Source organism: Sphaerospermopsis sp. LEGE 00249, from assembly GCF_014299995.1.
GTDB classification, from domain to species: Bacteria; Cyanobacteriota; Cyanobacteriia; order Cyanobacteriales; family Nostocaceae; genus Sphaerospermopsis; species Sphaerospermopsis kisseleviana.
Window position 1 is genome coordinate 18,080 of sequence record NZ_JACJUZ010000042.1, and the last position, 17,538, is coordinate 35,617.

The following is a 17,538-nucleotide window of genomic DNA, read 5'->3' on the forward strand; positions in this document are numbered from 1 at the left end:
CTTGTGATGATAAGCTGAAAGCTGATCTGTGAGAAGCTTAACGGCAATGGAATGGCACGTAACTGATGCTCAAAGCTTGGCAATTATTGATAGTGAAATTGGCGATCATGTCTTTTCACCAGCGGAATATGAAATAGTCCGGCGAGTAATATACGCCACCTCTGATTTTGAGTACCAGTCTTTGATTCGTTTTTCGGAACACGCTTTACAAGCAGGAGCAGCCGCACTGGCAGCACGTACTACCATTGTGGTAGATGTGCCAATGGTACAGGTAGGTATTGCCTACGATATTCAAAATACCTTTGCCAACCCGGTGTATTGCAGTATGGAGGCTTTAACCCGTCCCCAAAAAGAAAGAACTCGCTCGGCTTGGGGGATTGAAACTCTAGCCAAGCGTTATCCAGAGGGAATTTTTGTAGTTGGTCAAGCTCAAACTGCCCTCACTACATTGGTAGATTTAATTGAAGCGGAAGAAATTCGACCGGCTTTGATTATTGCTACTCCAGCAGGTTTTATTAATGTAACTGCTGATAAAGAACGTTTACAGGATTCTTTAGTACCTTATATTACTATTGACAGTCGTAAAGGTAATGCGGTGGTAGCATCTGCTATTGTTGATGGTTTGGTTGATTTAGCTTGGCAAGCTTATGGTCAAGATAGAACTGGGGTAAGTTAGATGATAAGTGTGGTGATGGAGTTATTAACTTCCCCCTGCTCCCTGCCCCCTGCTCCCTGCCTCCTAATAATCATCATCTCCATATCTTTGTGGTTCTGGACGACGACGGCGACGGGGTTTTTCTTGTTGGTTTTCTCGTAAGCGAGCACTAACTTCATTGAAGAAATCTTCTCGCACGTACGGATAGTCACTCACCCATAAATTACGACTGGGAATGTAGATATTACTAAATTCCTCGATTATGCTTAAATCTGGGCGATTTGACATGAATACCATTTCTGCGATTTGACCACGAGTGATTGCTTTGTGTGCAGGACGTAATGGGGCATCAAATTCGATACTAAATCCTGTATCGTCGCCCACTTCTAAATTAATTCTTTTTTCGCGATTTTCAATAATTACTAACTCGCCTTTGTTATTGACTGTTTCTTGTTTGCCAATTAATTTTTCTGTAATCCACCAATCTATTACCCGCCCCCGAAAAAAGCCGCTATACTTGTAACTCCGACATTTTGCATTGCGAATACTAGCTTGAAATACGGGATACCATAACCAAAAAAATGCCCCAAATACCCCAAAGACAAAAATCAAACCAAAATCTAGTTTCAAAAAGATCCTTAGCAGGAAAATTACAACTACTGTGACTACAGAAATTAATAATCTTTGTAAAAAGTTGTTGAATTTTCCCCAGTAGTATTTGTACTGTGAACCACTGGCAATAAGAGGAATAATTTGTTCAAATTTTTGGCGAGTCAGTGGAACAAGCATATTAATTAATTGATAATTGACAATTGATAATTGATAATTGTTTGATTCCAGTTCTAAAACATCCCCTTTTAGATTTTAGATTTTAGATTTTGGATTTTCACAAATATAGGACTATACAGGGTGATCAGGATATCAATATATTTCTAGAAATGAGACTAAACAGTAATTTCGCTCCTGACTCCTGACTCCTGACTCCTGACTCCTGACTCCTGACTCCTGTTTTACAGAATCTTTTCTAATCCATATACTAATGATTTTAACTGGTTAATTTTGCGAATTGCTAGTAAAACTCCAGGCATATAACAGGAGCGATCGCTTGTATCATGGCGTAGGGTGTAAATTTGTCCTGCTGCACCAAAAATTACTTCTTGATGGGCAATGAGTCCAGGTAGGCGTACACTATGAATTCTAATCCCTTCATCAACTAAAGATCCTCTGGCTCCTGGTATTTTTTCTGTTTCTGTGACTTGGGGAGGGTTAAAAGTTTTACCCATTTCCGCTAATAACTGCGCTGTCTGAATGGCTGTACCGCTTGGTGCGTCGGCTTTTTGGTTGTGATGCAGTTCGATAATTTCTACATGATCAAAGTATTGGGATGCGGTGACTGCGGCTTGTTGTAGCAGTACCATACCGATGGAAAAGTTAGGAATAATTAAACAACCTGTACTGGCTTTTTCGGCAAAGTCGGCTAAGTTTTTGAGTTGTTCGGGACTTAAACCGGTTGTACCCACTACGGGACGAATACCATAGGCGATCGCACTGCGAACGTTATCATACACTGCATCTGGATGGGTAAAGTCTACCATCACCCCTGGTTGTAGCTGTCTTTCTCCTGCTACATAGCCTAACATTGGCTCTAATTGATTGGTTATTGGCACTTCTAAGGGTTCGCTTAAACCTGCCAATTCTCCTGCGTCTTTTCCCTGATGTTCTGGTGAGGTATCGAGAGCGCCCATTAATGTCATATCAGGTGCTTGGGCTACTGCTTTGATTACTTCGCGTCCCATTTTGCCAGCAGCACCGTTGACAATGACTGGGATAGTAGATTGATTGGTCATGTTTCTAGAAATACGTTTTTAGTTATTTTACCTATAGAGCAGGGAACAGGGAACAGGGAACAGAAAGCAAAAGGCAGAGGGCAAGAGGCAAAAGTTAATATTCTACCCTTGCACCCCTGCTTTCTTCAGTGTCACCTGTCACCTGTCACTTGCTTTCTGCCTTTAGGAAACTTTTAATAAATAGCTCATACAGTGTCCCATTAAAAAGTAGACTACTAACATTGCGGCCGCTGCGAGAGCAACCAATGTACCCGCCAACATGAGGGAAAATTCTTTGTTTTCGTAGGCTTTCTCCATCAGGTGCAGCGACCAGGCAACCAGCGCCACATCAAAAAGTAAAATAGGAATCAACATATTTCTTAATATTTCTTAATACTAGTAAACTAATATTAACATTGTTTTCGGTAACTGTGTCTAGCCGAAGAGAGATGGAATTGGTTGCTGGGGCTGGGATCAACAAGGCAAGCGGACTGGAACAGATCGTTCCTGCAAATAATTTTTAATTTGGGCTACGCTTAATTGTCCATAATGTAAAAGAGATGCTAATAAAGCGGCTTCAGCTTGACCTGCTGTTAAAGCGTCATGGATATGCTGACAATTTCCTGCACCACCAGAGGCAATAACGGGAATTTGCACAGATTCGGCGATCGCTCGCGTTAACTCCAAGTCATATCCAGCTTGAGTGCCATCTGCATCCATACTTGTCACCAACAATTCACCAGCCCCCCTTTTTTCCACTTCCTGCGCCCACCGTAAGGCATCTATTCCAGTATTTTCCCTACCACCACGCACGTAAACATCCCAACCAAGGTTATTGGGGTCTACTCTTTTGCGGGCATCAATAGCCACAACTATGCACTGATTACCAAAGCGATCGCTCGCTTCATTGATCAGATTTGGGTTGCGGACGGCCGCAGAATTAATACTAACCTTATCAGCCCCGGCTCGTAACAAACCTTTAACATTTTCTAAGGTTTGGATTCCACCCCCCACAGTCAGCGGAATAAAGACCTGTTCAGCAGTCCGGTAAACCACATCAATAATCGTGTCCCGGTCTTCATGAGTAGCTGTAATATCCAGAAACACTAACTCATCAGCACCGGCTTCGTTATAAACTTTGGCTAGTTCTACTGGATCACCCGCGTCCTTGAGGTCTACAAAGTTAACTCCTTTAACAACTCGTCCCGCCTTGACATCTAAACAAGGTAAAATTCTTTTAGATAACATAGTGATTTCTCTATCTTTGGTAATTGTTCGGAATTTAAATTGTAAAGGTAATTGGGGAATTAGGTGACAGGAGGCAGGGGAGCAGGGAGCAGGGGGAAGTTAATAACCCAATGCCCAGTCACCAGTCACTAGTCCCCAGTCCCCAGCGATGCACTGAGCTTGTCGAAGTGTCCCCAATCACCAATCACCAATCACCAATCACCAATCCCCAGTCCCTAAGTTAAGATAGCTGAATTATGACCATAATCTCCTCAAAAAAACAGCCTCCAGAACCCAACGGACAGCCACAACAGCGCAGCGAGTCGCCTAAAGCTTCTACCCAAAAAGCGCCTCCCCAGGAAAATATACTGCAACCGGAAGCGACTGTTGAGGAAGAAGGTAAGCAGGAAGAGAGTATTCGCCCCCAACGTTTTGCAGATTACATTGGGCAGAAAGATTTAAAGGATGTATTAGAGATTGCCATTAAAGCAGCTAAATCTAGGGGTGAAGTGATGGATCACCTGTTGCTGTATGGTCCGCCCGGTTTGGGTAAAACCACAATGGCGATGATTTTAGCTGCGGAAATGGGGGTAAATTATAAAATTACTAGCGCCCCTGCTTTAGAACGACCAAGGGATATAGTCGGTATATTGGTAAATCTCAAACCGGGTGATGTGCTGTTTATTGATGAAATCCATCGGCTTTCCCGGATGACGGAAGAAATTTTGTATCCAGCAATGGAAGATTATCGCTTAGATATTACCGTTGGTAAAGGTTCGAGTGCCAGAACCAGAAGTATACCTTTATCTAAATTTACCCTAGTGGGAGCGACAACCCGCGTTGGTGCGTTAACTTCACCGTTGCGCGATCGCTTTGGTTTAATCCAAAAATTGCGATTTTATGAAGTTGACGAACTCAGTAAAATTGTCCTCCGCAGTGCAGAATTATTACAAACTCCTGTTAACACTGAAGGCGCTACAGAAATCGCCAAACGTTCACGGGGAACACCAAGAATTGCTAATAGATTACTAAAGCGAGTCCGTGATTACGCGGAAGTAAAATCATTTACAGAAATTGACCAACCGATTGCAGCGGAAGCATTACAACTATTCCAAGTTGATCCTTGTGGGTTAGATTGGACAGATAGAAAAATGTTAAGCGTGATCATTGAAAACTTTAATGGTGGTCCAGTGGGGATAGAGACTTTAGCCGCAGCGACAGGAGAAGACACCCAAACCATAGAAGAAGTTTATGAACCCTATTTAATGCAAATTGGCTATTTAAGCCGGACTCCTCGCGGTAGAGTAGCCACAAAAGCTGCATATCAACACATGGGTTTTAAACCACCTAATAATGAGCAGTTATCTTTGCTTTGATCAAAAAAAATGGGATAAGCTGTTGTGCATTTAATTTGTATAAGTGGAACAGGCATCTTGCCTGTTCCACAAGAGTTCAGAATATTAGGATTATACAATTTAGCTGTGTAACAGCTTACAAACCCGCCCTTGTAGGGCGGCTTTATTTGTCTATTGTTAATTTGGGTTGGCTGAAAAATTCTTTTCGTGGGGGTAGAAGAGGCAATGGTTCGACTTAGCTCACCAAGAATGACTGAGTATTTTTTCTGAATAGTAGCAAATGATTGACATCCATTCTCAATTGCTCTAATTTAAATTGAAAAGTGCGATCAGCTACACTTGCTAAAATAGTCAAGAAATTTTATCTAAAGGCTTGAAAATCGGACATGGACATCAAAAATCTGTTTACAGCAGGTGGTGTAGTGATGTGGCCGCTACTGCTATCTTCTGTAGTGGCACTGGGGTTAATTATTGAACGGATCAAATTTTGGGTCAAAATTAGCAACCGTCAGCACCGAGTAGTCAGAGAAGTATTGAGTCTGTATCGTCAAAACAATGTGGTTAGTACCATTGATACATTGAGGAAGAATGTAGATTTGCCGATTTCCCGGATCTTTTTGACAGCTTTGGAACTAGAAGAAGCAAACCCAGAAGAGTTTCGTTTGGCTTTGGAAAGTGAAGCTCAGGCAGAAATACCTTTGCTCAAAAGATTTAACACGGTTTTTGATACTATTATTGCCCTTGCACCTCTGTTAGGATTACTGGGAACTGTACTGGGTTTAATTACTTCCTTTGCATCTTTGAATATTGGGAATGTGGGAGGATCACAAACTGCAAATGTCACAGGTGGTATTAGTGAAGCTTTGGTTTCTACTGCTACAGGTTTAATTGTGGCAATTTTTACACTTTTGTTTTCTAACACATTCCGGGGACTTTATCAACGGCAAATAGCTTTGATTCAAGAATATGGTGGAGAGTTAGAACTGTTATATCGTCGTCGCTACGAAAGAGGAGAAAAAACCTATGCGCCTACAAGATGATCCAGATATCCCTGCACAGATTAATATTGTGCCGATGATTGATGTGATATTTGCGATTTTGACATTTTTTATTATGTCAACTTTATATCTTACTCGTTCCGAAGGTTTACCAGTAAATTTACCACAAGCAGCAACAGCAAAAAGAGATAATCCTGCACAGGTGACGCTCACAATAAATAATACAGGTCAGATTTTTTTGAATAAAGAAGCTGTTAGTTTAGAGCAGTTAGCAGATCAGGTGAGAGCAAAAGCAGAACCTCAAAAACCTTTAATGGTAATACTTAATGCAGATGAAGCTGTGAATCACGGGCAAGTGGTAGCTGTGATGGATAAAGTGCGACAGGTAGAAGGTGTGAAATTAGGTATTGCTACTCGTAAATAATTAAGGATTCAAATGATTAAATTAATCTGTATTTTCCTGAGTTTATTACTGACCTTTGGTTTTTGTACACCAGCGATCGCACAAACCCAAAGTATTACCGCAGAAGAGCTACAATTAGGGGATGAGTTAGCAAATAAAGCCTTTACAGCTACAAATCAAGGTGATTTTACAACAGCGGAAAAATATTGGACAGAAATTCTGGAAAAATTCCCTACTAATCCTGCAATATGGAGTAATCGCGGTAATTCGCGGGTAAGTCAGAATAAATTACAGGCTGCACTAGAAGATTATAACAAAGCCATTGAATTAGCACCTAATGTAACTGATCCTTATTTAAATCGCGGTGCAGCATTGGAAGGTTTGGGAAGATGGGAAGAGGCGATCGCTGATTATAATCATGTTTTGGAATTAGATCCAAACGATGCAATGGCCTATAATAATCGTGGTAATGCCACAGCAGGTTTAGGGAAATGGGAAGAGGCGATCGCCGACTATCAAAAAGCTACAGAAATAGCTCCCAATTTTGCTTTTGCTCGTGCTAATTATGCCCTAGCTTTGTATGAAACAGGTGAAATAAATACAGCTATCCGAGAAATGCGGAATATAGTCCGTAAATATCCTAAATTTGCCGATATGCGTGCTGCTTTAACCGCTGCTTATTGGGTAGGTGGTAACAAAGGAGAAGCTGAAAGTAATTGGGTAGCAGCTTATGGACTAGATACACGGTATAAAGATATTAATTGGGTAACAAATATTCGCCGTTGGCCTCCTAGTTTGATAGCAGCATTAGGTAAATTTTTGAAATTACAGTAGTACAGTAATGATGATGGCGATCGCTGGGAAAAAAAAGAGCGATCGCCCCAAAAATTACCTAAAATTAACATCTTTCAATTTCCACAAATTTAAACCTAAAACCATTTTCCTGTAATTTTTCTTCTTTGGTTAATTTGCCAAAGTTGCTAAATTCAGGAAAATATATATCACCCGCAAAACTCCCTTCCACAATTGTCAAATATAGCTTATTAGCAAATTCCATAGCCTGAGTATAAATTTGTTCTCCACCAGCAATAAATATCTCTTCTGTTTCACTCATTTTACTCCATTGAATTGCCTCAGACAGTGAATGAAAAACAAGACAGCCAGGAGCTTGATAATTAGTATCTCTGGTGACAATTATATTAGTACGATTTGGCAAGGGGTGATTAAAAGTAGCATAGGTTTTACGACCCATAATTACAGGATGTCGCCAGGTAATTTCTTTAAAATAACGTACATCACTGGGAATATTCCAAGGAATACCCCCACGAATGTGTTCTTTTTTGGAATCAGCTAAAATACGATCTTCGGAAATAGCAGCTATGAGACTAATAAGAGGCATAATTCATAAATATCCTTATTCTTGAACAGACAATAATTATTTTATTTTTAATATAGTGATGTTTTTGCTCACTAAACATAAGTTTTATAAAGTTTTCAAATTAGTAACAGGATTTTTTATAGAAAATAGCTATATTTTTGACTTGTGGTGCTGTTTTCTGGTATAAAACATTGTAATTTACCAAAAAACTATAACATGACTCATTACGGCTTAATTTGCCCAGCATCCACTGGTCATTGGAACACCATGTTACCATTAGGCAAAGAATTACAACAACGTGGCCACCGTGTTACCCTGATAGGTGTTCCTGATGCACAACCCAAAGCACAAGCAGCAGGGTTAGAATTTCAAGTCATGGGTGAAACAGAATGTCCCCCAGGTTCAACAGCAGAAGCTTTGGCTAAATTAGGTGAATTAAGTGGACAGGAAGCACTAAAATACACAATCAAACTCTTTAAAGAACAAATCAACATCAAACTCAGAGACATCCCCAAAATTGTCAAAGATGCAGGTATAGAAGCACTACTAATAGATCAGACTTTTGCAGAAGGTGGTACTATTGCTGAAATTTGTCGGATGCCTTTTATTACTATTTGTAGTGCAGTAGTTTTAAATCGAGAACCCAGCGTTCCCCCATTTATAACAAATTGGAATTATAACCCAACATGGTGGGGAATACTGCGTAATAAATTAGTTTATAAATTATTAAATAAAGCAACTCAACCGATTACAGAATTAATAGATAGCTATCGTCAAGAAAACAATTTACCTGCATACTCTCAAGTTAATAATCGTTATTCTCCATTAGCACAAATAAGTCAACAACCAGCAGAATTAGAATTTCCCCGCAAAGATTTACCCCAGTGGTTTCACTTCACAGGACCCTATCATAATTCTACAGGTCGGGAAATTCCTGATTTTCCCTTTGATAAATTAACCGGACAACCTTTAATTTATGCCTCACTGGGAACTCTGCAAAATCGCCTATTACCAGTTTTTAAAACTATTGCCGAAGCTTGCAAAGATTTAGATGCCCAATTAGTAATTTCCTTGGGTGGTTCGGCTGATCCTCAAGTTTTACAAGGACTACCAGGAAATCCCTTAGTAGTGCGTTATGCACCACAGTTACAACTATTAGAAAAAGCCAATCTCACCATTACCCATGCAGGATTAAATACTACATTGGAATGTTTAACAAATGGTGTACCAATGGTAGCAATTCCCATTGCTAATGATCAACCAGGAGTAGCTTCCCGGATAGTTTGGTCAGGATGTGGGGAAGCTGTTCCTGTGAACAAAGTGAATGTGAATAATTTGCGGAAAGCGATTACAAAAGTCCTCACGGAAGAATCTTATAAAAAGAATGCTTTGAGGTTGCAAGCAGCGATTCAGAAAGCAGGTGGAGTGAAGCGAGCAGTTGATATTGTAGAACAGGCTATTTCTACTGGTAAGCCTGTTTTGAAGTAGAAAATTTAATTGATCATAGTGCTTGTTGAACAACAAAAAATCAACTCCAAGAATTTATGAAATCAATCACTAGAAAACTGGGTTTAGTTGAAAAATGGATGGAACTAAGCCACGAGTTAGGGGGTGGAATAATTGTAAATATCGCAGAAATAGAAGGAAAGTTAAAACCTGAAATTGTTCAACAAGCACTTAAATTAGTTCAACAACGTCATGCCATGCTGCAAGTTTATATTGTAGAAACTGAAAATGGGATGTATTTCCAATCTGAGGGGATAACAGAAATTCCCTTACAAGTTATCTATCAACAATATGAAAACGAAGCATTAAAAATAGCAGAAAAAGAACTACATACAAAATTTCCTCCAGGTAAAACTCCTCTTTGTCGTCTCACTCTGTTGTATTTTCCAGAAAATCAAACTACCTGTCAAATGATTATCACATTCCATCATGGAATTGTTGATGGTCTATCTTGTATGCAGTTTATTAATGATTTACTGCTTTATTCTCAAAAAATTGCAGATGGTGAAAATATACCACAGATAGAATCATTGGAATTAATGCCAGCTATAGAAAACCTAGTTAATTATGACCTCATTCAAGAAACAGAAATTACAAAAACTTCAGTGAATGAACAAATAAACCTCGAACCACAATTAATTATTGAAGGTAAAGCATCTGCAAATGAACGGTTTAGTAAAATCTTGCCACGAAACCTGAGTCAAGATATAACTAAGATGCTAATTAGCAAATGTAAACAAGAGGAAACCACTGTTCATGGTGCTATTTGTGCAGCCATGTTATTTGCTTTTACAAACTTATTAAGTCCCAATGAACAGATAAATTTAGCTTACGGGTTGCCTGTAAATTTAAGAAAATATTGTCAACCTGAGATTAATCATCAAAATTTAGGTTGTTTTATTTCTGTCTTAGGATTTAATCAATTAGTTGATAAAAATACATCTTTTTGGGATTTAGCCAGAAAATGTAAATCAAAAATACATAATTCTTTGATTAGTGGTATACCATTAAATTTGCTAAAACAAAACAGATTTCGCAGTTTGGCTAGGGAATTGATGGGTCAATCTGTCATTAGCAAAGAGGAACAAATGGGAAGAAACAATGCTTTTTCCATTTCCAATAGAGGTAAATTCCAAGTTGGATATAAACAAGACAAAATAAAAATCAAAGACTTATATTTTGCTACAGGTCAACATCTTGGTGGTGATTGTTTTTGGTTGGGAGTTGTCACATTAAATGATCAGATATTTTTCAGCTTTGTTTATGTAGATCCTGTTATCAGTGATCAGACAGCAAATAAATTTGCCGATGATGTTATTCATATCCTGCATAATTCATGTACCAATAATTTTCTACTTAATTAAATGTCGCCAATTCCAAATTCTAAATTACATTTTTGGTTGCACTTTATAATATTATATTATTAACATCTTTTTGGGAAAAATCAAACAATATGGACTGGGACAATAACTCAATAGTAATTTATTCCAATTTTCCCTTTCATCTAGAAGAGTGGTCTCCTATTTCAATTAATAAAGGTATAGGAGGAAGTGAAGAAGCGATAATTTATTTAAGTCAAGAATTAATAAAATTAGGTTATCAAGTCACAGTCTTTAACAGATGCGGTGACATGGAAGGAGAATATAACGGAGTAGTTTATCAATCTGTTGATAAATTCAACCCAGAAGATAATTTTAATGTCTTCATTTGTCATCGTGCTTGGACTCAACCAATGCAAATGAAAATTAAGGCTAAAAAAACTGCCGTATGGATGCACGATAACCCGAAATTATTTCCTGAGATTGAAGAATCGCAACGTGCAGCATTTCTCGAAAGTTTTGATAAGCTGTTTATGCTATCCAACTTTCATAAAGCAATGTTACCAGATTGGATACCAGAAGATAAAATATTTTTCACAACCAATGGTATTAATTTAGAGGATTTCAATTTAACAGAAATTACAAGAAATCCTAAAAGATTAATTTCAATTAGTGATTATACAAGAGGAATTGAACATCTACTTACTCAATGGGATAAAGTATTAAAAGAAGTTCCTGACGCAGAACTTCATCTTTTCTATGGTTGGCAAGGAGTGGATGCACTAATTAATTCACCCTATATTCAGAGATTTCCTCAATTACCAGATAAAAAGAAAAAAATAATGGAATTATTCAACCAGAAAAACGTTTATGAACATGACAGAATTGGACATCAACAACTAATCAAGGAATTATTTCAATCGGGTATTTGGGTTTATCCTTGTCATACACCAGAAACCTTTTGTATAAGTGCTTGGAAAGCGCAAGCTGCTGGTTGTGTTCCTGTGGTGACAACTTTTGCAGGTTTAAATGAAACTGTGAAATCAGGAATTAGAATACCTAGACCTGCGGGAAATGAGGAAACTAACAATACTTTTGTAGAAGCAGTAATAGACTTATTAAAAAATCCCGAAAAACAGGAAACTCTCAGACAGGAAGCGTTATCTTTGAAAGATTCCTTTGGTTGGGATAAAGTCGCTAAACAATGGCATGAGGAATTTATTTTAGCTTAAATACATTAGGTGCGTTAGCATAGCTTCTCGCACCTGAAAAACCCTATTTCACACTACTTTGTAAATATTTCCCACCCCCAAATTTCCTCCGGTGTCAATTCCTGCACATTACTAAATACTACCTTTGCACCTGCTTTAATCAAAGTCTCAGTATAAGCTTCTTGACGTTCTACCGTTCCCTGAACATGAGGTGGTAAAACTCCCACACCCACCCATGTGCGGGAATTATCTAAACTTCTAGCTTTTGTCACAGTGTGCATATCTGCAACTGTATCACCCACATAAATCACAGTTTGCTTTTTCTCAGCACCATTTTCTAATAAATTTATCGTTGCAAACAGTCCCGTCGGATCAGGTTTACCAGGTGCATCTTCCATCGCAATTAAAACCGGAGATGTTAAACCCAAACGTCTTTCTAAAATATAGTTAGCAGAACCGCGAGTAGCACCGCTAAAAAATCCCCAATCAATACCAGCTTGTGTTAGTGCTTCTAAATAACTAGCTTGTAACAATAAAGGTTCATCACAAATATAACCATTCCAATTTTCTGGATCTGTTCCGCGATAACGAGATTGAAAATAGACAACTATATCTTCATAATTTAATGCTAATTCTTCTCTATTTTTTCCCTGACTCACAAAGTAACGGTAAATTAATTCTTGAGAACCTTCCCAATCATTATTCCAAATTCCCTCAGATTTGAGATTATCAATATCTACATCTGTGGGACGATAGACTTGATGAGTAAAATGCTCTACAGTATCTGCTAAAGCGCGACGATAAGAACCGCTAACATCACGAATTACACCATCAATATCGAAAACGATCATTATATTGGTTTGTTTAGTCATAGTCACAGGTAATAGCTGTTTTTTAGAGTTTAGACCCAATTCACCATAGATTTTAATAGATTCAGAGGTATGAGACAAAAAAATTTTTGCCTTTGAAGTCTGTAACTGGAGAAGATATCAGTGGGGAGCATTGCTGTCTGTATCAGGACTTTCACCCACAAATTTCAGATTAGCTATAGGATGGTATGAGTGGGGATCACCAAGGTTTATCCTCCTGTAGCTAGAGAAAAGGTTAAAACTTTATGCCGTAAATTCCAGCAGTCTAAGTACAACAAAATCTGTATTCTTGTCAGGACTAGACATAGGGGGTACAACCCCTGGTATCATAGTTGAACAGGAATAAAAATTACACAATTACGGAGGTGCATCTCTATGCTTAGAGGTAACACGAAAAAACAATTAACCTATTCTCCTCAAAGTCAATTAGCCTATTTTCATAGGAAAAAACTTAGCTATTACCCGGACAAACAATACACCTATTACCCTCAAAAAAAAGTCAGCTATTACCCGGACAAAAAATACACCTATTACCATTTAATTGCTGTATTTATAACCGGGTTGATAGGAGGATTGACAATCAATAATCTTTATCACAATTATCATTACCAAAGTGTACTTGATTCACCATCTTTAGAGTCAGCAAAAGCAAAAAAACCAGCCGTTGTCAAAGTTACTGCTCACATTATCACAATAGACAAACAAACAGCCTTCAATTCTGTCTGGAATCTGCCACAAGTACAACGCAAAGCCAAAGAGATTGAAAGTCTTTCTCAAGGCAGTATTCGTTTGTCCGCACTTGTTGAAAGTTCTCCTACTACCGATAGACCTTTTTATATAGTGAGAGTGTTTGAAAATCATCCAGATAAAACTACCAGTCCGGTTTATTGGTTTAAAGTTTCCAGTTCTACTGGTGTCATCCAACCTTTAGATTTGGTGCAGAACGAATACATAGCTCTGGAAAAATGGAATCCTGATGGACGGTAATAGTTTAAGCTTGGTCATGTCTTAAATAACGAATCGGTAATCCTTTTGATTTTTCTCTAGTCTCTACTCCTTGCATTTTGTTTTTTTTAACTACTTTAATCAAACAAATTTTGACCAGAAAAATATCTTAAATAGGATTTTGGACTTGTTGTTGACTTAAGTCAATGGAGAAAGGTGAAGGGCAAAATTGTCTTAACGAAGGCAGAAGGCAAGAAGCAGTATCTTATTCTCCCCAATCACCAATCACCTCTTCCCCAATCACCAATTCTATTTTTTCACAACTTTGAGACGCTGAGTAATCATTGTCATGCCATCATTACGCAGGATGACCGCAGAAATCCATTGTTGTCCAGGGGTAGATGGTGCAGTTCCGGTTTTAAATAATCCTCCAGCAGAGAGTAATTCTAAATTTACTGGTGTGGGGTTGAGATATTTGCTGGGTTGGATGGTTTCTTCCATAGCACTTCCCAATAGGAAATCATTACCTAATGGTTCTTGGACAATAGCATCAAAGCTATATTTCTGACCAACTTTTACCTGTTGTGGTAATTTAATTTCTACTTGGGGTGGTTTGTTGCCGGAGGTAAGCTGGGTGCGTTCGGATAAAATCTCTTGGTGCAGAATTTTTGTACCTGCAATGCGCTGACGGGATGTAATGGTAGCATTGAGAGCTAGATTATTACGGTTAGAAGATGGTAAACCTGTGATTGTGGTGACTGTTTCTGCAATGATGGTTTTGCCTTCTGATTTCCAAGATTTTAGTCTAGTGCTGTATCGTAGTTGAGGATATCGCTGCCAGAAAGATTTTAAAGCTTGTTCCATTGTTTGGCGGTTTAATCCATCGCCATGAGTGAATTTGGGGCTGTAAAATTGCATTACGCCTTTAATATCACCCCGACTAGAGGCTGTGTCAATTTGTGTGAGGAGGTTTTTTAGTGCTGGGGGTGCATTTTCCGGTTGAGCAGCTTGAGCAATTTGCCCATTACTGGTTAAATTCAGTGTCAGTAGGCAGGACAACAGGGAAATACTGCCAGTTAATGTTTTGTTGTGGTTCATTAATAAAGCAATAATATTAGTCATTGATTATAGTTTACTGATTTACTCACAGAAGGTCAGGAATTTACAGCAGGAGTCAGGAGTCTTAGGGGCGAAGTAGGGGCGAAGCATTCAGGCGATAAATTATCAATTTTATGAAAAGGTTATCTTCCGAATGCTTTGCCCTTACAGGAGTCAGGAGTCAGGAGTAAAACTCTATTTATGTCTAGGTTGCAACTGAGATTCTGTACCTCATGGAGATGTAATCTGCTGTATTTATCAACAACCGCATAAAGTAAAATGTTTGGCGCTACCTTGATTGTAATGGATATGTTAAAAGGAAGGCGGTTTCATTGTTAAATGGTTGTCAGTAGTGGTGACAGCTATCACTATGCTAACTAATCAAGGTTTTTGCAGTTTTGTTAATTCGGATGACTTCGAGTAAATTAATTGCATAACCATGATATATTTCGATGGTTTTAGGAAATATAGGTTTCAATGCCAAACGCACGGTTAAAATTACTCATAGCTGCTAGTGGGACTGGTGGACATTTGTTTCCGGCGATCGCATTAGCTGATAAATTACAAGAATATGAAATTGAATGGCTTGGTGTCCCCAATAGACTGGAAACTCAGCTTGTACCTAGCCAATATCCTTTGCATACCATTGCTGTGGAAGGGTTTCAACAAGGTTTAAGTCTTGCCTCTGTGGGTATCCTGTTTAAACTCATTGGTGGAATTTTGCAGGTGAGACGCATTCTTAAACAAGGAAATTTCCACGGATTATTTACTACTGGCGGTTATATTGCTGGTCCTGCGGTGATTGCGGCTCGTTCTTTGGGTTTACCTGTGGTTTTTCATGAATCTAATGCTTTACCTGGTAAGGTGACACGATTTTTTGGACCTTGGTGCAGTGCGGTGGCTGTGGGTTTTGATGTAGCTGCTAAGTATTTGCCTGGTGTGAGAACTGTCTGTGTGGGTACTCCAGTGCGATCGCAATTTTTGGCTCAGGAAATTGCAGAAAATTTAGATTTACCTATCCCTGATGGTGCGCCTTTAATTGTGGTTTTTGGCGGTAGTCAAGGTGCGGTAGCGGTGAATCAGTTGGTGCGCCAGTCTGCTCCGGCTTGGTTTGATGCTGGTGCTTATATTGTACATTTAACAGGCGATCGCGATCCAGAGGCGGATAGTTTACAACATCCCCAGTATATATCATTACCATTTTACGATAATATGGCGGCTTTGTTACGACGGGCTAATTTAGCTATTAGTCGTTCTGGTGCGGGGAGTTTAACCGAGTTGGCGGTGTGTGGTACACCAGCAATTTTAATTCCTTATCCTTTTGCAGCGGAAGATCATCAATCTTTTAATGCAGCGGTGTTTACTGAAGTTGGTGCGGCGTTGAGTTTTCAGCAGTCTGAGTTGACACCAGAAATTTTGCAAAAGCAGGTTTTAGATTTGTTGCAATCTCCAGCAGATTTAGCCAAGATGGGAGAGAAAGCAAAAGCGATCGCAACTCCCGATAGTGCTGATAAGTTGGCTGCTTTGGTGCGGGAAATGTTATTTAATAATTGACAATTGAGAATTGTCAATTATCAATTGATAAAAAGTTGATTAAATTTAACGGGAGCATCCCAAATGTGTAAGTTTATTTTTTTTGATTTAACCGCAAAGGACACAAAGTACACAAAGGTAAGAGGGTTTCAGAGAGTTTTTGGTGTAGCGGCGGTTATTTTTTCAAAATTGGGATGCTGCCAATTTAACCAGCTATGACATTGACATCCAGGAAATTTTCAATCAAAGCATAAACATCACTACGGCTGAGTTTTTCTTTACCATTGGCTAACGCCTCCAGTGTACCGTGAGCTAAGGCCAAAGGAATTTGACAGAATTGCAAAGCAGGTCCTGGCGGGAGAGAGTTAGTATAACTATCAGCTAAGGCCAGATTACGACGTGCGTATTTTTGTAGATGTTCGTGATGCCAACCTTCTGGGAAAAAGTCTACACCACGGGTTAAATCTTCAGCATTATTACGTAAAATATTTACAGCTTGTAAACCTCTACCAAAAGCGATCGCCTGAGTACGGTTAGTTTCTGTACCATCGTACCATGACCATAAATCTGAGAGTAACAAGCCCACCGCACCTGCCACCCCAAATGTGTAACGATCTAAATCAGATTCGGTGGCAATTTTCCAATTTCTTTCTGCCCAAAAAGCCATCCTATCAGCCATTGCTGCTGTTGCATCCCAAATGCGAGGGGCAATACTTTCAGGTGCTAGTATTGACCATTCTCTCACCCGTAGACTCACTTCTGCTAAGGAATTTTCGTAACCTTTAAATCCTACAGCAAAAGCATCTACCGCAAAACCATCAACTCCAGCTTGCAATGTTTGGCTAATGTTGCGTAACAGATGCGCTTTGGTAGCATTATCTAATTCTGGATGATCTTCAATTTCATCAATGGCACGCATACACAAATATGCTGAGGCCACAGCTTCTTGCAAACCTGACGGTAAAATACTGATGGGTATATAAAAAGTTCTACTGGTTTCTTTGAGGATTTGCAAGGCATCTTGGCGTAAATCCATTATTTCACTCCTCTGTTGATTTTCACACCATACCGGAATTTTAGATTTTTTGATGATACTGGATTTAGTTTCTACTCCCAAATCTAAAAAACTATCTCGTATTTCATCGAAAAATTAGTAGTTTATGGTATCGCAATTAACAAAAATCTCAAATCTATGAAATTCTAGTCTAGTATATA

18 protein-coding genes are annotated in these 17,538 nt (G+C 38.9%); 10 read left to right on the top strand and 8 right to left on the bottom strand.

The genetic code is table 11. The features are described 5' to 3' along the window. Positions 1–46 precede the first annotated feature (46 nt). Positions 47–676 carry a precorrin-8X methylmutase gene (locus H5968_RS15160; protein WP_096567783.1) on the top strand — a complete coding sequence of 210 codons (630 nt, stop codon included), beginning with the start codon at positions 47–49 and terminating at the stop codon, positions 674–676. A gap of 63 nt (positions 677–739) precedes the next feature. Here H5968_RS15160 and H5968_RS15165 read toward each other — a convergent pair whose 3' ends face one another. The 4 genes from H5968_RS15165 to hisF all read right to left on the bottom strand — a co-directional run bounded on the left by H5968_RS15165 (position 740) and on the right by hisF (position 3,729). Continuing rightward, positions 740–1,444, bottom strand: coding sequence for a phosphate ABC transporter permease (locus tag H5968_RS15165; protein WP_187040615.1), 705 nt, complete (start codon positions 1,442–1,444; stop codon positions 740–742). Positions 1,445–1,665: 221 nt separating this feature from the next. Further along, positions 1,666–2,502, bottom strand: coding sequence for a 4-hydroxy-tetrahydrodipicolinate reductase (dapB, locus tag H5968_RS15170; protein ID WP_096567788.1), 837 nt, complete (start codon positions 2,500–2,502; stop codon positions 1,666–1,668). Between the two features lie 162 nt (positions 2,503–2,664). Further along, positions 2,665–2,856: a hypothetical protein gene (locus H5968_RS15175; protein WP_096567789.1), complete on the bottom strand. Its 192-nt coding sequence runs from the start codon at positions 2,854–2,856 to the stop codon at positions 2,665–2,667. A 99-nt stretch (positions 2,857–2,955) separates the two neighbouring features. Continuing rightward, positions 2,956–3,729 carry an imidazole glycerol phosphate synthase subunit HisF gene (gene hisF, locus H5968_RS15180; protein ID WP_187040616.1) on the bottom strand — a complete coding sequence of 258 codons (774 nt, stop codon included), beginning with the start codon at positions 3,727–3,729 and terminating at the stop codon, positions 2,956–2,958. 236 nt (positions 3,730–3,965) lie between these two features. On the opposite strand from hisF, the gene ruvB reads away from it, so the two are divergent. The 4 genes from ruvB (at position 3,966) to H5968_RS15200 (ending at position 7,298) form a co-directional block, all read left to right on the top strand. After that, positions 3,966–5,084 carry a Holliday junction branch migration DNA helicase RuvB gene (ruvB, locus tag H5968_RS15185; protein WP_187040617.1) on the top strand — a complete coding sequence of 373 codons (1,119 nt, stop codon included), beginning with the start codon at positions 3,966–3,968 and terminating at the stop codon, positions 5,082–5,084. 365 nt (positions 5,085–5,449) lie between these two features. Continuing rightward, positions 5,450–6,103, top strand: a complete 654-nt coding sequence (locus tag H5968_RS15190; RefSeq protein WP_187040618.1) for a MotA/TolQ/ExbB proton channel family protein — start codon at positions 5,450–5,452, stop codon at positions 6,101–6,103. Next, complete coding sequence (locus H5968_RS15195; RefSeq protein ID WP_187040619.1) at positions 6,087–6,485, top strand: biopolymer transporter ExbD; 399 nt, start codon at positions 6,087–6,089, stop codon at positions 6,483–6,485. The genes H5968_RS15190 and H5968_RS15195 overlap by 17 nt, the downstream gene beginning before the upstream one ends. Before the next feature lie 12 nt (positions 6,486–6,497). Further along, entirely contained in the window at positions 6,498–7,298 is an 801-nt protein-coding gene (locus tag H5968_RS15200; RefSeq protein WP_187040620.1) for a tetratricopeptide repeat protein, read from the top strand. A gap of 64 nt (positions 7,299–7,362) precedes the next feature. Here the strand turns inward: H5968_RS15200 and H5968_RS15205 are convergent, their stop codons facing one another. Further along, positions 7,363–7,863 (bottom strand): dihydrofolate reductase, encoded by a 501-nt coding sequence (locus H5968_RS15205; protein ID WP_187040621.1) that lies wholly within the window; start codon positions 7,861–7,863, stop codon positions 7,363–7,365. 195 nt (positions 7,864–8,058) lie between these two features. On the opposite strand from H5968_RS15205, the gene H5968_RS15210 reads away from it, so the two are divergent. The 3 genes from H5968_RS15210 to H5968_RS15220 all read left to right on the top strand — a co-directional run bounded on the left by H5968_RS15210 (position 8,059) and on the right by H5968_RS15220 (position 11,899). Then, a complete protein-coding gene (locus H5968_RS15210; RefSeq protein ID WP_187040622.1) occupies positions 8,059–9,330 on the top strand; it encodes a glycosyltransferase in 1,272 nt (423 codons plus the stop codon). Positions 9,331–9,386: 56 nt separating this feature from the next. Then, the gene (locus H5968_RS15215) at positions 9,387–10,712 is read left to right on the top strand and encodes a condensation domain-containing protein (protein ID WP_187040623.1); all 1,326 of its coding nucleotides are present in this window, start codon (positions 9,387–9,389) and stop codon (positions 10,710–10,712) included. An 89-nt stretch (positions 10,713–10,801) separates the two neighbouring features. Next, positions 10,802–11,899: a glycosyltransferase family 4 protein gene (locus H5968_RS15220; protein WP_187040624.1), complete on the top strand. Its 1,098-nt coding sequence runs from the start codon at positions 10,802–10,804 to the stop codon at positions 11,897–11,899. 53 nt (positions 11,900–11,952) lie between these two features. Here the strand turns inward: H5968_RS15220 and H5968_RS15225 are convergent, their stop codons facing one another. Then, a complete protein-coding gene (locus tag H5968_RS15225) occupies positions 11,953–12,750 on the bottom strand; it encodes a TIGR01548 family HAD-type hydrolase (protein ID WP_187040625.1) in 798 nt (265 codons plus the stop codon). A 372-nt stretch (positions 12,751–13,122) separates the two neighbouring features. Between H5968_RS15225 and H5968_RS15230 the strand changes: the two genes are divergently transcribed. Further along, a complete protein-coding gene (locus H5968_RS15230; protein ID WP_222620692.1) occupies positions 13,123–13,734 on the top strand; it encodes a hypothetical protein in 612 nt (203 codons plus the stop codon). Positions 13,735–14,001: 267 nt separating this feature from the next. On the opposite strand, the gene H5968_RS15235 is transcribed toward H5968_RS15230, so the two are convergent. Beyond that, positions 14,002–14,814, bottom strand: a complete 813-nt coding sequence (locus H5968_RS15235) for a nuclear transport factor 2 family protein (protein WP_187040626.1) — start codon at positions 14,812–14,814, stop codon at positions 14,002–14,004. Between the two features lie 453 nt (positions 14,815–15,267). Here H5968_RS15235 and murG point away from each other — a divergent pair, with 453 nt between their 5' ends. After that, a complete protein-coding gene (murG, locus tag H5968_RS15240; protein ID WP_187040627.1) occupies positions 15,268–16,344 on the top strand; it encodes an undecaprenyldiphospho-muramoylpentapeptide beta-N-acetylglucosaminyltransferase in 1,077 nt (358 codons plus the stop codon). Positions 16,345–16,528: 184 nt separating this feature from the next. Here the strand turns inward: murG and H5968_RS15245 are convergent, their stop codons facing one another. Beyond that, complete coding sequence (locus H5968_RS15245) at positions 16,529–17,359, bottom strand: squalene/phytoene synthase family protein (RefSeq protein ID WP_187040628.1); 831 nt, start codon at positions 17,357–17,359, stop codon at positions 16,529–16,531. Positions 17,360–17,538 lie beyond the last annotated feature (179 nt).

Excerpts from the sequence above, each read along its gene's own strand:
- H5968_RS15235 (WP_187040626.1), bottom strand. The coding sequence starts at position 14,814 with ATGACTAATATTATTGCTTTATTAATGAACCACAACAAAACATTAACT.
- H5968_RS15190 (WP_187040618.1), top strand. The coding sequence starts at position 5,450 with ATGGACATCAAAAATCTGTTTACAGCAGGTGGTGTAGTGATGTGGCCG.
- H5968_RS15245 (WP_187040628.1), bottom strand. The coding sequence starts at position 17,359 with ATGGATTTACGCCAAGATGCCTTGCAAATCCTCAAAGAAACCAGTAGA.
- hisF (WP_187040616.1), bottom strand. The coding sequence starts at position 3,729 with ATGTTATCTAAAAGAATTTTACCTTGTTTAGATGTCAAGGCGGGACGA.
- H5968_RS15205 (WP_187040621.1), bottom strand. The coding sequence starts at position 7,863 with ATGCCTCTTATTAGTCTCATAGCTGCTATTTCCGAAGATCGTATTTTA.
- murG (WP_187040627.1), top strand. The coding sequence starts at position 15,268 with ATGCCAAACGCACGGTTAAAATTACTCATAGCTGCTAGTGGGACTGGT.
- H5968_RS15230 (WP_222620692.1), top strand. The coding sequence starts at position 13,123 with ATGCTTAGAGGTAACACGAAAAAACAATTAACCTATTCTCCTCAAAGT.
- H5968_RS15175 (WP_096567789.1), bottom strand. The coding sequence starts at position 2,856 with ATGTTGATTCCTATTTTACTTTTTGATGTGGCGCTGGTTGCCTGGTCG.
- H5968_RS15225 (WP_187040625.1), bottom strand. The coding sequence starts at position 12,750 with ATGACTAAACAAACCAATATAATGATCGTTTTCGATATTGATGGTGTA.
- H5968_RS15160 (WP_096567783.1), top strand. The coding sequence starts at position 47 with ATGGAATGGCACGTAACTGATGCTCAAAGCTTGGCAATTATTGATAGT.
- dapB (WP_096567788.1), bottom strand. The coding sequence starts at position 2,502 with ATGACCAATCAATCTACTATCCCAGTCATTGTCAACGGTGCTGCTGGC.
- H5968_RS15220 (WP_187040624.1), top strand. The coding sequence starts at position 10,802 with ATGGACTGGGACAATAACTCAATAGTAATTTATTCCAATTTTCCCTTT.
- H5968_RS15210 (WP_187040622.1), top strand. The coding sequence starts at position 8,059 with ATGACTCATTACGGCTTAATTTGCCCAGCATCCACTGGTCATTGGAAC.
- H5968_RS15215 (WP_187040623.1), top strand. The coding sequence starts at position 9,387 with ATGAAATCAATCACTAGAAAACTGGGTTTAGTTGAAAAATGGATGGAA.
- H5968_RS15165 (WP_187040615.1), bottom strand. The coding sequence starts at position 1,444 with ATGCTTGTTCCACTGACTCGCCAAAAATTTGAACAAATTATTCCTCTT.
- H5968_RS15195 (WP_187040619.1), top strand. The coding sequence starts at position 6,087 with ATGCGCCTACAAGATGATCCAGATATCCCTGCACAGATTAATATTGTG.
- H5968_RS15200 (WP_187040620.1), top strand. The coding sequence starts at position 6,498 with ATGATTAAATTAATCTGTATTTTCCTGAGTTTATTACTGACCTTTGGT.
- ruvB (WP_187040617.1), top strand. The coding sequence starts at position 3,966 with ATGACCATAATCTCCTCAAAAAAACAGCCTCCAGAACCCAACGGACAG.